Origin of the sequence: Methylorubrum thiocyanatum, assembly GCA_014138645.1 — a bacterium.
GTDB lineage: Bacteria > Pseudomonadota > Alphaproteobacteria > Rhizobiales > Beijerinckiaceae > Methylobacterium > Methylobacterium thiocyanatum.
Genome location: JACJIB010000004.1, coordinates 625,468 through 639,217, shown reverse-complemented (window position 1 = coordinate 639,217; position 13,750 = coordinate 625,468). Strand labels below are relative to the sequence as shown.

General features: G+C 67.2%; 12 protein-coding genes. 8 read left to right on the top strand and 4 right to left on the bottom strand.

Features of this window, described 5'->3' with window-relative positions:
• Window positions 1–202: 202 nt before the first annotated feature.
• Complete coding sequence (locus HNR51_RS14215; RefSeq protein WP_012455996.1) at window positions 203–766, top strand: AprI/Inh family metalloprotease inhibitor; 564 nt, start codon at window positions 203–205, stop codon at window positions 764–766.
• A gap of 9 nt (window positions 767–775) precedes the next feature.
• On the opposite strand, the gene HNR51_RS14210 is transcribed toward HNR51_RS14215, so the two are convergent.
• Window positions 776–2,581 carry an outer membrane beta-barrel protein gene (locus tag HNR51_RS14210; protein WP_182555327.1) on the bottom strand — a complete coding sequence of 602 codons (1,806 nt, stop codon included), beginning with the start codon at window positions 2,579–2,581 and terminating at the stop codon, window positions 776–778.
• A 271-nt stretch (window positions 2,582–2,852) separates the two neighbouring features.
• Here HNR51_RS14210 and HNR51_RS14205 point away from each other — a divergent pair, with 271 nt between their 5' ends.
• Window positions 2,853–3,878: a KpsF/GutQ family sugar-phosphate isomerase gene (locus HNR51_RS14205; RefSeq protein ID WP_182555326.1), complete on the top strand. Its 1,026-nt coding sequence runs from the start codon at window positions 2,853–2,855 to the stop codon at window positions 3,876–3,878.
• An 882-nt stretch (window positions 3,879–4,760) separates the two neighbouring features.
• Here HNR51_RS14205 and HNR51_RS14200 read toward each other — a convergent pair.
• The 3 genes from HNR51_RS14200 to HNR51_RS14190 all read right to left on the bottom strand — a co-directional run bounded on the left by HNR51_RS14200 (window position 4,761) and on the right by HNR51_RS14190 (window position 7,173).
• Window positions 4,761–5,570 (bottom strand): hypothetical protein, encoded by an 810-nt coding sequence (locus HNR51_RS14200; protein ID WP_182555325.1) that lies wholly within the window; start codon window positions 5,568–5,570, stop codon window positions 4,761–4,763.
• Window positions 5,571–5,847: 277 nt separating this feature from the next.
• Window positions 5,848–6,378, bottom strand: a complete 531-nt coding sequence (locus HNR51_RS14195; protein WP_182555324.1) for an ImmA/IrrE family metallo-endopeptidase — start codon at window positions 6,376–6,378, stop codon at window positions 5,848–5,850.
• Between the two features lie 351 nt (window positions 6,379–6,729).
• Window positions 6,730–7,173: a DMT family transporter gene (locus tag HNR51_RS14190; protein ID WP_182555323.1), complete on the bottom strand. Its 444-nt coding sequence runs from the start codon at window positions 7,171–7,173 to the stop codon at window positions 6,730–6,732.
• A 447-nt stretch (window positions 7,174–7,620) separates the two neighbouring features.
• On the opposite strand from HNR51_RS14190, the gene HNR51_RS14185 reads away from it, so the two are divergent.
• From HNR51_RS14185 to HNR51_RS14160, 6 genes are all read left to right on the top strand, one after another.
• Complete coding sequence (locus HNR51_RS14185; protein WP_182555322.1) at window positions 7,621–8,385, top strand: enoyl-CoA hydratase-related protein; 765 nt, start codon at window positions 7,621–7,623, stop codon at window positions 8,383–8,385.
• Between the two features lie 7 nt (window positions 8,386–8,392).
• Window positions 8,393–9,244, top strand: a complete 852-nt coding sequence (locus HNR51_RS14180) for an SDR family NAD(P)-dependent oxidoreductase (protein ID WP_182555321.1) — start codon at window positions 8,393–8,395, stop codon at window positions 9,242–9,244.
• Entirely contained in the window at window positions 9,241–10,110 is an 870-nt protein-coding gene (locus tag HNR51_RS14175) for an SDR family oxidoreductase (protein WP_182555320.1), read from the top strand. Before HNR51_RS14180 ends, HNR51_RS14175 begins: the two co-directional genes overlap by 4 nt.
• Window positions 10,111–10,135: 25 nt before the next feature.
• A complete protein-coding gene (locus HNR51_RS14170) occupies window positions 10,136–11,140 on the top strand; it encodes a magnesium transporter CorA family protein (RefSeq protein WP_012456005.1) in 1,005 nt (334 codons plus the stop codon).
• Between the two features lie 197 nt (window positions 11,141–11,337).
• A complete protein-coding gene (locus HNR51_RS14165) occupies window positions 11,338–11,880 on the top strand; it encodes a YciE/YciF ferroxidase family protein (protein WP_182555319.1) in 543 nt (180 codons plus the stop codon).
• A 235-nt stretch (window positions 11,881–12,115) separates the two neighbouring features.
• Window positions 12,116–13,495: an HD-GYP domain-containing protein gene (locus HNR51_RS14160; protein ID WP_182555371.1), complete on the top strand. Its 1,380-nt coding sequence runs from the start codon at window positions 12,116–12,118 to the stop codon at window positions 13,493–13,495.
• Window positions 13,496–13,750 lie beyond the last annotated feature (255 nt).

The following is a 13,750-nucleotide window of genomic DNA, read 5'->3' as shown; positions in this document are numbered from 1 at the left end:
CGCGGCTCTTTGCGGTTTCAGCCCGCCACGAACAGCCCGTGCCGCGAGCGGTTGCTCCGAGTGCGGCAGCACCGCCACACCCCCTCGAAAACCGGCTCAAGCGCGGCTTTTCCCGGCCTCGCCGTGCAGCCTGCCTTGCCGCAAGCGCATTTGCTCGCGAGGGCAAGCGCGACCGTTGCGTGTTTGGGGTGAGGGGTCTTTGATGACGCGTGGGTTCCTGTCGAAAGCCGCCTGTCTCGCGCTCGCCGCGAGCGTCGGCGCCTGCGCCTCGAACCGCTTCGAGGGGCCGCGCGAGCGTCCGCGGCCGCAGGCGGCGCTCGAACCCGCCACGCCCGCGCTGCCCGCCGGCACGGTCACGAGCGAGCCGCTCGCGCCTCCGCCGGGCGCCTCCGCCGCCCCGGGCGAGCCGCCGCCCCCGAGCGTCGCGGCCGCACCGTCCCCGGCGCTCGAACCGCCCCCCCCGCCCGCGCCACCGCCGGTGGTCGCGACCGGCCGCTCCGCGGTGGTGGGCTCGTGGAACGCCACCGACGCGGCGGGAAGCTGCAAGGTCTCCCTGTCGAGCACGCCCTCGCTCGACCTCTACAAGGCCACGACCGCGGGGTGCGGCAACAAGGATCTCGCCAAAGTCTCAGCCTGGGATTTTCGCGATGGCGAGGTCTACCTCTACCAGCCGGGCGGCACGGTGGCCGCGCGCCTGCGGCAGGCCGGCGGCAGCCTCGACGGCGCCCTCTCGAAATCGGGCGCGCCGCTCTCGCTCGCCCGCTAGCCGCTTCGGTCAGGGGTTCACCCGCACGCCGAGCAGCACCGTGTGCGCGTCGTAAGTCGAGAGCGGGATGGTGCTGTTGAGTGTCGAGTAGATGTAGCTGCCGCGCAGGGCGAGCCAGCGGTTGAAGCGGTAGTCGAGCCGGGCGATGGCAGAGAAGCCCCGCTCGCGGATGCGCACGCCGTCGTAGTCGGTGGACAGGTAGGCACCGCCCAGGGTGATCGAGAGGTTGCGCAGCAGGTCGTGCTGCACTTCGAGGGTGGCGGCTTCGGTGAAGGCGCCGCTGGAGCCCGGCACCGAGGTCTCGATCACGCCGGTCTGCTGGTTGAACCGCACCGTGGTGAGGGGCGAGACCGACCAGACGAGCGTCGCGTTGAGGACCGGCGCGGTGATGTCCTGCAGCGTGCGGTCGATGTAGGAGCGGTGCTGCAGGCCGCCCGAGATCTCCGCGGTCAGCGTGCTGTTGAGCGCCACCGCCGCGCCGACGGCGAAGGCGATGCCGTCGGAATCGCGGCGCAGGCCGAACTGGTCCACCGGCGTGTCGTAGACCCGGGTGTCGAGGAAGGTCTCGACGAAGGGGGTGATCGCCGGCGAGATCTCGTAGCCGGCGCGCAGGCGCAGACCGTACTGGTTGGCGTTGCGGTCGCTCTGGATGATCGTGGTGCCGTCGCCGAGCTGCGCATCCTCGAAGACCGAGCGGTCGATCGAGCCGCGCAGGGAGAGTTGCAGCCGGTTGAAGCTTTCCTGCACCCCCGCGGTCGCGCCGTAGGTGGCAAAGAGCGGCCGGCTCGTCGCCCCGCCCGCGCCGAGATCCGGGCTGCCGAGGCGCTGGCTGTCGAGCAGGAAGCGGGTCTCCAGATCGACGCGGGTGTCGCGGTCGACGTCGATGCGCATCCGCGCGGTGCCCACCGCGTTGGGGCGGCTCGCCTCGGGGTTCTGCGGATATTCGAGGTAGCTGCCGCGCATCTCGGCGGTGAGTTCGGAGGCCGACCACTCGCTGCGCAGCGCCAGTTCCGCCTCGCTGCGCAGCGCCAGGGAGGAGCGCGGGCGGGTGCCGCCGATCTGGTCCGGATTCGAATCGTAGCCGATGCTCTGGGTGAAGGCCGGCAGCAGCGTGAAGGTGCCGAGCCGGATGCCGAGCGGCGCGTAGGCGCTGTCGGCGGGGATCGGCCGGCGCAAGGTGTTGCCGAGCAGCAGCCCGGCGGCGTTCGGCAGGCCGAGCCCGAGGATCGGCGTCGGCAGCGGCACGCCGGAGACCGGGTTCTGGATCACCGGCGTGAGGCGCAGATCCGTGACGATCTGCTGCGTGCGGGTCTGGGTGATCTGGCGGGTCGCCGAGCCGAGGCGGCGCGGGGGCGCCGCGCGCAGGCGCAGCAGCGAGGGCCGGGCCGGCGTGCCCTGTGCGGTGGAGCCGGGCAGGCTCGTCGCGCTGCGGAAGCGCGGCAGGCGCGCCACCGTCGGCTCCTCCTCGGAGGGCGAGGTGGCGGCGGGATTGGTCGGCCCGCCGCTGCCGAGCGGGGCGGGGAAGGCGCCGGAGCCGCGCAGGGAAGTCGGCGCGTCGAAGGCGGAGGCGCGCGGGCGGCCGGCGGGGGCCGGCCCGGTGCCGCGCAGGTTCGGCGCGGCCTGCTGCGCGGTGTCGGAAGGCGCGGCGTCGCGGGCGTCGCGGGCGTCGCGGGCGTCGCGGTCTTGGGCGAGGGCAGGGGCCGCGAGCAGGGCGGCCAGCAGCGCCGGCAACAGCACCGGAGCAAGCGCGCCCGCGCTGCCCGACCTGCCGCGGTGCCCCTCGCGCCTGTCCCCGTTCGGCCGCTCGCGTGACACCGGCAGCGCTCTTTCCCTGGATGCGGCCGGCGGCCCGTCGACGGAGCGGCGTCCCTGTCCGGCCGGCGCTCCATGGTTAAGAGCGTTGCGCCAGACATGGTTAACGCCCGGTTGCGGCGCGTCCCCCCGCCCTGTCCCGCCCTCGTCGCGGCCCTCGCAGCCGCCTTGCGGCCACAGTCGCGGGCGAAGAGGGCGCTTCGCGCCGCGCGGCGCCGACGAGAGACCCTGGGCCCGTGCGCGGCGCCCGGCCCCGAGACGGAACGAACCCTTCATGGCCCTGGCACAGCGGATCGAGGATCGAGACGAGGCGCGCGAGGCGACGGTGCGGGCGCCCGCCATCGCCTCGGCCCTGCGCACCATCGAGACCGAGCGCGAGGGCCTCGCCTGCCTGATGGCGGCGATCGACAACGGGCTCGGCGAGCCCTTCGCCCAGGCCGTCGAGCGGATCGGCGCGGCCCGCGGCCGGGTGATCTGCACCGGCATGGGCAAGTCCGGCCACGTCGCCCGCAAGATCGCGGCGACCTTCGCCTCCACCGGCACGCCGGCCCTCTACGTCCACCCGGCCGAGGCGAGCCACGGCGATCTCGGCATGATCCAGCCCGAGGACGTGGTGCTGGCGCTGTCGTGGTCGGGCGAGACCACGGAACTGGCCGACATCATCGGCTACACGCGGCGCTACCGCGTCGGCCTCGTGGCGATCACCTCCAACGCCGCCTCGACGCTGGGCCGCGAGGCCGATACCTGCCTCGCCCTGCCGAAGGCGAAGGAGGCCTGCCCCAACGGGCTCGCCCCCACCACCTCGACGGCGATGCAGCTCGCGCTCGGCGACGCGCTCGCCGTGGCGCTCCTGGAGGCCCGCGGCTTCTCCGCCCGCGACTTCTCCGTGTTCCATCCCGGCGGCCGCCTCGGCGCCTCCCTGCGGCAGGTGCGCGAGGTCATGCATGGCGGGGCCAACCTCCCGGTGGTGGCGCTCGGCACCGCGATGCGGGCGGCGGTGGCCGAGATCGACGCCAAGGGGTTCGGCTCCGTCCTCGTGGTCGATGCGGAGGGCGCGCTGGCCGGCATCCTCACCGACGGCGACGTGCGCCGCGCCATCTTCTCCCGCGAGGGCCTGGACCGGATGCCGGTCGAGGCGGTGATGACCAAGAATCCCCGCACGATCACCCCCGAGACCCTGCTCGCCAAGGCGCTGCAGATCCAGGAGGCGATGAAGATCACCGCCCTGGTGGTGGTGGAGGACGGCCGCCCCGTCGGCCTCGTCCATTACCACGACCTGCTGCGCACCGGCGTGGCCTGAGGCGCCTCGCACCGTCCGCCCACTCACGCCCTCATCCTGAGGGGCCGCGCCGCGGCTTTGAGCGGTGCTCCAGGGATCGCGCGGGCTCTGGGGGACCCTTCGAGGCCGCCGCTCCGCGCCGGCACCTCAGGATGAGGCCGAGGCTTGGAACCGCGGCTCGAACATCGCGCCCGTCTCCCCGACCGGTCAAAGAGCGTCTGCGGAAAAACACGGTTCCCCCCGCGGCCTGAAGGCCCGGAGGACGGCTGGCCGATCGGCCGGCTGGGAACGCCACACGCTTCAAAAGACCCCGAGGGGGACGCGGGACGCCGCGAGACCTCCGGATGCTTGTTTGACACTGTGCCGGTCTCCCGGCGTCCCGCGGAGGGGCCGCGTCCTTATCAGGAGACGCCGCCCTTCCGTTTTTGCGTCACGGTCGCTCCACCGGCATCGACCCCGGACCCGCGGGCCTGGTGCTCTCCGGCGCGCCGCCCCGTGAGGGGCGAGGACGCCTCGGCCAGGAACCGGCTTCGTCGGTCTCGTCCGCACCGGACCTCGTAGTGGGCCCGGCTCCGGTTGTTCCTGGGCGCCGACCCGAGACCGGCCTATGGCCCCATCCCGAGACAGCGTTGTGTCGCGCACAGCGCCCGGGGCGATGGCGACCGGGCCACCGACGCGGGAACCGCCCCACCTCCCTGCGAGCCTCGCCGGCCGGTCACCGGAAAAGCTCCCCCGGTTGGTCCGGGAGGTGAGCGCGCTGGTTGTAGGATTTTTTGTCTATGGTGTCAAGAGACCTAGGAAATTCAGCACGCAAACCAGGACTGGTCTAGAATTAAAGTAATCGAAAGTAAATAAATATAACAAAATGCAGATATAGACCTAAGTTTGCTCATTCCGATTTAATCAGCCGGGTTCCCTAAATCTCTTAAATACCTCTTGCGCACTAGCCTCTATGGCAGCAAGAGATTCTGCGTCCGGCTCGGCAACTTCTTCAGCCTCTTTTGACTGCTCCTCGACTTTTATTCTCTGTTTATCCTCTCGATTACCAGCAAGCCATAAAACAGCGAAATTTCTGTAACTATCAGGTAGGTTTTCTTCTGCGGATTCCGACCCTTTGGAAGTCAGAATAGGAAATTCTATCTTTTCATCCTGCATGAACGCACCAAGAAAACTCTCAAGTAGGTGCGGAGGTGCATGTTTGTCGCCAATCAGAGCTTGTTCGAATGCCTGGACTTGCCGCCGATGCTCTCGGCGTTCCGTATCAATTGCCAGTATCGGGTAAGGGCGGCTTCCAATCACTCCCTTCAAGCTCTCTCGACCAGAATACGTGAAAATAAAATTGTAATCGCCTCTTGCACATAAAGTCGACAACAAATAAGCGACCTCGATCGAGAGCGCAAGTCTATTTGATCCTGAATGCTTTGCAACCCTGAACCCGATATCAATCTCTTTTCCCAAAAACTCGAAATTTGATGGCTCCTTGTCTGCTTCGATCTCAGTTTGCTCGTGATCCCTTAATCCGGACTCGTCCTCCGCACTTTCGACATGTTTTGAAGAAACTGGTACAGTAACGTTTGGCGCCGGAAACGCAGCAATCCAGGCGACACCTTTTACATCGAGCTCGATGCTAGAAGCCTCAAGATATTTAGAATATACCTCTAACGTCCTGATAAATGCCCATATACATCTTCCAAGGTGCTGAAGATGATCCAACCTAACGCAAAATATTATTTCGTCACCTACAGTCTTCCAAATTTGCGGACATAGCCCATCGTTTAGGTCACCGCTGGTTGGAAACACTCTGAACTGCTGCTCAAGATACTTAGGAAACTCTCGATAAAAATGGCGAGTTTCATCGACCCATCTCTGCCGGGCAGTATTTCGTACTATTTCTCGACCAACGCCAGCTTTATAAGAGGTTGAACCAACAAGATCGACGGACAGAAACAGCCTAATCCGGTATTTTGGACAGCCTGACAAAACGTATGCCTCAAGACAGAGTGGCAAGCCGAATTTGCGCCGCGTGCATGCTTACGCCATATTTCAAAGAAAGATACTGAATGTCATTGCTACTTAGATCAGCATCAGCTTTAAATAAATCATTGGGCATCAAAAATGCTGCCGCAAACCAGTTTGCTTCCCACTCAGCTCTACGCTGATCTGTATCTGTTTCATCCACCCAACGCGTCGCGACCATCGAGGCGCCAGGGAATTTCTTACGAACAAGAGGAAAGTGTAAAAAATAATGCCCCAATTCATGAGCTATGGTGAACCGGTCTCTCTCACTAGACGTGAGACCAGACATAAAAATAGTGAAATTGCCGTCAGGAGTTACATGGATTGAGTCTGCACTATCGCTAGAACCAAACAAAGACCGATACTCTAGGCTGCCGTTGAGGCGGCCCAGTATAGGCTCAAGCGCTGCGCCAGGGGCATATCCGAGCTCGGAAGCAACCGACTCGGCGAATCTATGCACCTGCGGCTTTAGCAGCCTTGAAGGTATGGGTTGTTTCGGCTCCACGTCGCACCTCGATTCACGATGCCGATGGCGGATCTCCGCTGTCTAGCAGAACAAAGCAAGAACGCACACCCATATAGCAGCATTCGAGCCTAGCTGGTGCTTTCTCACACCCGGCGGGTGACGGTGATCGAAATGCCACATCGGGCCATCTGGACTTGGACCGTTGGCTCACAGCAAAGCTATAGACCATATTTTCAATACAAAGTTCATTTAGTTAAAATTTTCAAAGACAATTCCGTCGAACAATTCCTAGCATCATAGAATCTTTATCATCAAATTTTACAGCACAGATATAACTATAATGCGGAAAAGGGCACATGCAATGTAAAAATAAAATCCTGCGGCCTCAAATCAAAACACGGCCACTAACCCCACCCCAACCACCATCAACACCGCCCCGGCGACGCGCCAAAAACTCGCCGGGTGCACCTGAAATCCGATCCACCCAAAGTGGTCGAACACGAGCGAGGCGAGCACGCCCACCGTCACGATGATCCCCAAAAAGGTCGCCGCGCCGATGGCGGGGGAGGCGTAGAGCTGAGCCAGGATCAGCAAAATACTCAGGAAGCCGCCGAGCCACGCCCACCACGGCACCTGTGCGAGCTGCTGGCCGGTGGGGATTTCGAGTTTTCCGAGCGCGAGGCCGCCGGCGAGCAGGCCGGCGGTGCTGACGAGCAGCGTCAGGAGGGCCGCCGTGACCGGCAGGCCGAGCGACTTCGACAACGTCGCGTTCTGTCCCGGCTGGATCGCGTTGGCGAGCCCGGCGGCGATGGTGAGAGCGTAGAGGAACCACATGGCCGGACATCCGGCGGGCCTCCCCTCAAGTTTCGGGGGTGCGACACCGGCGCCGTCCCGGCCGCGTGATCCGCCCGGCGCGGCGGGGCCAGGGTCGCGCCACTGGATCGAGCGAGTGGGCGGGTCGAGGCAGGGCCTTTTCGGAAAACCGCTCGGCCTGGATCCTCCCCCCTCATTCCGGGGCGCTGACAAGCGAACCCGGAACCCACCCGCGGCGCACGGTGCCTCACGGGTGGGTTCCGGGTTCCGCTCCGCGGCCCCGGAAGGACAGGCCCAAAGGATAGCTCCAAGAACCGGGGCGGCGCTCGGGTCAGGCGACGCCGCCCGCGGCGCGGCCCGAGCGCCGCCGATGGCCCCTCGACAAAGCGGTGCGGTGGGAAGAAGGGTGGGCGACGGCTCGGACGTCTTGGGACCGAGCGCGCGGGGCGAGGGCGGATGCGAGGGCGGATGACTGAGGCCATCACCATCGAGGATGTCGCGGGCGGGGTCCGGCTGATCCGCTGGAACCGGCCGGCGAAGAAGAACGCGCTGACCGGGGCGATGTACGACGCCGCCACCGCGGCCCTGCAAGACGCCGACGCCAATGCGGAAAAAATCGGGGCGGTGGTGTTCGCCGGGCTGCCCGGCGCCTTCACCGCCGGCAACGACCTCGGCGATTTCTTCGCCGCCGGCACGGAGCCGCGGGCGGCGTTTGCGGAGATGCCGGCCCTGCGCTTCATCCGGCAGCTCGCCCGCACCCGCACGCCGCTGGTCGCGGCGGTGGACGGGCTCGCCATCGGCGTCGGCACGACGCTGACGCTGCATTGCGACCTCGTCTATGTCTCGCCGCAGGCGCGCTTCCGCATGCCGTTCGTGGAACTCGGCGTGGTGCCGGAGGCCGCCGCGAGCCACCTCCTGCCGCGGCGGATCGGGCCTGCCCGCGCCGCGGCGCTGCTGCTCCTGTGCGAGCCGTTCGACGGGGCGGCGGCGGTGTCGATGGGGCTCGCCAACGGGCTGCTGCCCTCCGAGGAGGTGGAAGCGCACGCCCTGGCGCAGGCCGCGCGGCTTGCCGCCCTGCCGCGCCGGGCGGTGCAGGCGACCCGCGCGCTGATGCGCGGCGAGCAGGGTGCCGTCGAGGCGGCGATCGAGGCCGAGGCGCAGGCCTTCGAGGCGGGCCTGCGCGATCCGGAGACGCAAGCGCGGCTCGCCCGCTTCCTCTCCGGCAAGGCGTGAGCGCGGCATGGTGCCGTCGTTGCGGGGAAAGGTCTGCCTCGTGGCCGGGGCCTCGCGCGGGGTCGGGCGCGGGCTCGCCCGGGGGCTGGGGGAGGCCGGCGCCACGGTGATCGTCACCGCCCGCTCCTCCGAGACCGGGCGGCGCACCGAGACCCGGCCCGAGACGATCGAGGACACCGCCCGCGCCGTCGACGCAGCGGGCGGCGAGGGGCACCATTACCTGTGCGACCACACCAGCGAGCGGGCGGTGGACGAACTCGTGCACTGGTGCCTGCGCCGGTTCGGGCGGATCGACGTCGCGGCCTCCTCGGTCTGGGGCGGCAACGAGGGCTATGACGGCGCGCGCTACCCCGACGGCGCCGCCTGGGGCACGCCGTTCTGGCGCCGCTCGGCCGAGCCGTTCGCGCAGTTCCTCGGCACCGGGCCGTATCCGGCCCTGCTGCTGGCGCGGGCCGTGGCGCCGGCCATGGTGGCGGCCCGGCAGGGGCTGATCGCCTTCGTCTCCTTCGGCACCGAGGACGGGTTTCTCGGGGACTTCTATTACGACCTCGCCAAGGCGGCGACGAACCGCCTCGCCTTCGCCTGCGCCGCCGAACTGGCGCCGCACGGGGTCTGCGCGCTGGGGCTCTCGCCGGGCTTCGTCGCCACCGAGCGGGTGCGCGACCTGGATCAGGAGGCGCTCGCCACCGAGAGCCCGCTCTATGCCGGCCGCGCGCTCGCGGCATTGGCCGCCGACCCGTCCGTGCTGGACCGGGCCGGGGCGACGCTGCATGTCGGGGACCTCGCCCGCGCCTACGGGTTCACCGACGCCGACGGACGCCAGCCGGAGCGCTTCCGGATCGGAGAGGAGATGCCATGAGTCTCAAGGGCAAGAGCCTGAAGGGTAAGACGCTGTTCATCACCGGCGCCTCGCGCGGCATCGGGCTCGCCATCGGCCTGCGCGCCGCCCGCGACGGCGCCAACGTCGCCATCGCCGCCAAGACCGCCGAACCGCACCCGAAGCTCGAAGGCACCATCTTCACCGCCGCCGAACAGATCGAGCGGGCCGGCGGCCGGGCGCTGCCGCTCACCGTGGATGTCCGCGACGAAGACGCCGTGAAGGACGCCCTCGACCGCACCGCGAAGGAATTCGGCGGGATCGACATCGTGGTCAACAATGCGAGCGCGATCTCGCTGTCGAACACGCCCAAGACCGAGATGAAGCGCTTCGACCTGATGCATCAGATCAACGCGCGCGGCACCTACATGACCAGCAAATACGCGATTCCCCATCTGGAGCGGGCCGAGAACCCGCACATCCTGATGCTCTCGCCGCCCCTCGACATGGCGGAGAAGTGGTTCGCGCCGCATCTGGCCTACACCATGGCGAAGTTCGGCATGTCGCTCTGCGTCCTGGGGCTTGCCGGCGAACTCCGAAGCAGGGGGATCGCGGTCAACGCCCTGTGGCCGCGCACCACCATCGCCACGGCCGCCGTCCAGAACCTGCTCGGCGGCGACGCCCTGATGCAGGCGAGCCGCCGGCCCGAGATCATGGCGGATGCCGCCCACGCCGTGTTCCTGAAGGACGCCAAGGCCTTCACCGGGCGCTTCCTGATCGACGACACGTTCCTCTCCGAGGAAGGCGTCACGGAGTTTTCAAAATACCGCGTCACAGCGGGCGTCCCGCTTGCGCCGGACTTCTTCGTGCCGGAGACAAGCCTCGCCCCGCCCGGGGCGCTCGACTGAATCGCCATCCGACAGGTCACATCCGTTGATCTTCACCCACAAGCCCGTCGCGGGCGGCTCCCAGACGGTGCTGGAGCGCCGCTACCTCGAATTGCAGGAGCCGATCCCCGAGGACACGGTCTGGCTCGACCTCGTGCGTCCGACGCGGGAGGAGGAGGTGAAGGTCGAATCCTTCCTCGGCATCACCGTGCCGACCCGCGAGGAGATGAAGGACATCGAGCCCTCGGAGCTGCTCTATGTCGAGGCCGGCGCCCGCTACATGACGGGGCGCGTGCTCTCCCGCGTCCACGATTCCGAGGAGCCGGGCTTGGCCGGCATCACCTTCATCCTGCGCGACAACCGGCTCATCACCGTGCGCTACGAGGAGCCGCAGGCCTTCCGGATGTACACCCAGCGCGCCGGCCGGGCGACGGGCAACGGCCCGTCCCGCTCGGTCTCGGGCGAGTCGATCCTGGCCGGGCTGATCGAGGCGGTGATCGACCGCGCGGCGGACGTGCTCCAGCTCCAGGGCGAGCGGATCGACCGCCTCTCGCGAAAGATCTTCGAGGAGAAGGGCGACCCGTCCTCGCGCAACACCGCGCTGCAGGACACGCTGCGCTCGCTCGGACGGCACGGCGACCTGATCTCGAAGCAGCGCGAGAGCCTGGTCTCGATGGAGCGCATCCTGCTCTCGCTCTCGGCGACCTACCGCACGGCCAAGGCGCCCCGCGAGCTGCGCGAGGACGTGCGCTCGACCCTGCGCGACCTGCAATCGCTGGAGGAGCACGCGACCTTCATCTCGGCCAAGATCCAGTTCCTGCTCGACGCGACGCTCGGCCTCGTCAACCTCGAGCAGAACAACATCATCAAGCTGTTCTCGGTCATGGCGGTGGTGTTCATGCCCCCCACCCTGATCGCCTCGATCTACGGCATGAACTTCAAGACCATGCCGGAACTCGACTGGCATTTCGGCTATCCGGCCGCGGTCGGCATGATGGTGGTGGCGGCCGTGCTGCCTTACGTGTTCTTCCGCTGGAAGAAGTGGCTGTAGCGCGCGCCGACGGCCGGCGTCCCGCCCGCCCGAATCCCGGACATCCCCTCACGGCAGGCCGGAGTTCCAAGATTTTTCCGGCCTTTCCCAGGTTAATTTTCGGACCCTGTCGCCCGAGATCACGTTCTTACGATGCCGGCTGCCGGTGAGATCACTCCCGCAGCCCCACGCGTTCAAGCATCGGGAGACACTTCACCATGGCCACCAAGCAGAAGACCTTGCAGGATGCGTTCTACGAGACGCTGAAGGACGTGTATTACGCCGAACGACAGTCTGTGCGCGCGCTGAAGAAGTCGGCGAAGTCCGCCGAGCACGAGGAGCTGCGCCAAGCCTTCGAGACCCATGCCGAGGAGAGCGCGACCCAGGTGGAGCGCCTGCAGCAGGTGTTCGACATCATCGGCAAGCCGGCCCGCGGCAAGACCTGCGAGGCGATGCAGGGGCTGACCTCCGAAATGGAGGAGGATCTGGAGGATTTCGAGGACAGCCCGGCCGCCGACGCGGTGCTGGCGGCTTGCGCCCAGGCGATCGAGCATTACGAGATCGCCCGCTACGGCACGCTCAAGACCTGGGCAACCCAGCTCGGCTACGCCGACGCCGCCAAGCTCCTCGACGAGACCCTCCAGGAGGAGAAGAAGACCGATCAGCTGCTGACGCAGCTCGCCGAGCGCATCAACGCCGAGGGCTCCGAGTCGGCGGAAGCCGATGCCGCGAAGGGCAAGGGCGGTCGCAAGAGCGCCTGAGGCGGGTCCGGTCGCGACGGGAAGGGGCGCTCCGCGGGAGCGCCCCTTCCCTTTGGATCGCACGTGGAGGCGCGGGCCGGCGCGTGCAAGCACCCGCAGGCCCTGCGAGATGCGCCAGGCTCAGTGTCCGTTCACCATGCGGTTGAACGGCTGTTGCCGCGCAACACTTTGATCAGGCTCAACCGGCAATGCTCCCGCCCGACGAAGTCAGGATGCGGCGGGCAGGATGCGGGTCATGTTGGAAGGCGCGGCGGAACCTCAGACGGTTCGCCTCTCGGAGATCCTCGGCGCCCTGAGCCATGCCCTCGACCTGACGGAAGGGCAGCCCGTGGGCCATTGCGTGCGCGCGACCTGGATCGGTTTCCACGTCGGCCGGCACATGGGCCTGCCGGAGCTGCAGCTCTGGGAACTCTACCACACCGTCATGCTGAAGGATCTCGGCTGCTCCAGCAATGCGGCACGCATCTGCGAACTCTATCTCTCGGACGATCTCAGCTTCAAGCGTGATTTCAAGACTGTAAGCGATAGCCTTCCGAAGGTGCTCGGCTTCGTCTTCTCTCATACGGGTCTCAAGGCAGGGCTGGCCGAGCGCTTCCGGGCGGTGCTCAACATCCTGCAGAATGGGGGCGCGATCGTCGACGAGCTGATCCAGACCCGCTGTCAACGCGGCGCCGAGATCGCTCGGCAGCTCCGCTTCCCCGGGAGCGTCTGCGATGCGATCCATGCACTCGACGAGCATTGGAATGGCGGCGGCCGGCCGGACCGACTCGCCGGCCCGGCGATCCCGCTCTACGCACGCGTCGCGCTGCTCGCCCAGGTGGTCGACGTCTTCCATACGGCGGCCGGACCTGCGGCAGCGATCGCTGAGGTGCGGGCACGCTCGGGCACATGGTTCGATCCGCAGGTCGTCGCCTGCTTCGAGCGGGCCTCGGACGAGCCCGGTTTCTGGGAGACCCTGGCCTCCGACGACGTCGAGGCGGCGGTTTTCGCTCTGGCCCCCCGCAGCCCGATCCTCGTGGACGAAGACTACCTCGACGACGTCGCCCGCGCCTTCGCGCAGATCATCGACGCCAAGAGTCCGTTCACCTCCGGCCATTCGGAACGCGTTGCGGTCTACGCCGACATGATCGCGGCCGAACTCGGCTATACGCCGGAACGCCGTCGCTGGCTCAAGCGCGCGGCGCTGCTGCACGACGTCGGCAAGCTCGGGGTCTCGAACGCGATCCTCGACAAGAACGGCAAGCTGGATGATGCGGAGTGGCGAGACATGCGCAACCACGCGTCCCTGTCCGAGACCATCCTCACACGCGTCGCCGCCTTCCACGAAATGGCCCGCATCGGCGGCGGCCACCACGAACGGCTGGACGGCAAGGGCTATCCGCGCGGGCTGAGGGGCGATGAGATCGCCCTCGAGACCCGCATCGTCTCGGTCGCCGACGTGTTCGACGCGCTGACCGCCGATCGTCCCTACCGCAAGGCCATGCCCGTTGAGCAGGCCGTCGAGATCATGCGGCGGGAGGTCGATACGGCCTTCGACGCGGACTGCTTCGGCGCACTGGAACGGGCGATCGCCAAACTCGATACGGAGCTGAAGCCGTTCAGCAAGGCAGCCTGAAGCGAAGCACGCCGCTCAAGCCGGGCAGCCGAGAGGCGTGCAGACCCGTCAGGAGTCGAGGCCGGATCGGCACCGTCCGGCCCGGTCCTCGTTGCAGCCGATCCACCGGCCGCATCGCGAATCCGTCAACGACACAACCGTTTCGGACCGTCTCACCCGCCGTGTTTTGAAGGGCCGTCGGACATCCGAAGTCCGCACACGGTTCGCGCCGCGCCGCAACCGGAACAAAAAGGGGCGCCGTCGGGCGCCCCTTTG

Bases quoted from the DNA above. Each gene is read 5' to 3' on its own strand.
- HNR51_RS14215 (WP_012455996.1), top strand. From the start codon at position 203: ATGACGCGTGGGTTCCTGTCGAAAGCCGCCTGTCTCGCGCTCGCCGCG.
- HNR51_RS14205 (WP_182555326.1), top strand. From the start codon at position 2,853: ATGGCCCTGGCACAGCGGATCGAGGATCGAGACGAGGCGCGCGAGGCG.
- HNR51_RS14190 (WP_182555323.1), bottom strand. From the start codon at position 7,173: ATGTGGTTCCTCTACGCTCTCACCATCGCCGCCGGGCTCGCCAACGCG.
- HNR51_RS14185 (WP_182555322.1), top strand. From the start codon at position 7,621: ATGACTGAGGCCATCACCATCGAGGATGTCGCGGGCGGGGTCCGGCTG.
- HNR51_RS14180 (WP_182555321.1), top strand. From the start codon at position 8,393: ATGGTGCCGTCGTTGCGGGGAAAGGTCTGCCTCGTGGCCGGGGCCTCG.
- HNR51_RS14175 (WP_182555320.1), top strand. From the start codon at position 9,241: ATGAGTCTCAAGGGCAAGAGCCTGAAGGGTAAGACGCTGTTCATCACC.
- HNR51_RS14165 (WP_182555319.1), top strand. From the start codon at position 11,338: ATGGCCACCAAGCAGAAGACCTTGCAGGATGCGTTCTACGAGACGCTG.
- HNR51_RS14160 (WP_182555371.1), top strand. From the start codon at position 12,116: ATGTTGGAAGGCGCGGCGGAACCTCAGACGGTTCGCCTCTCGGAGATC.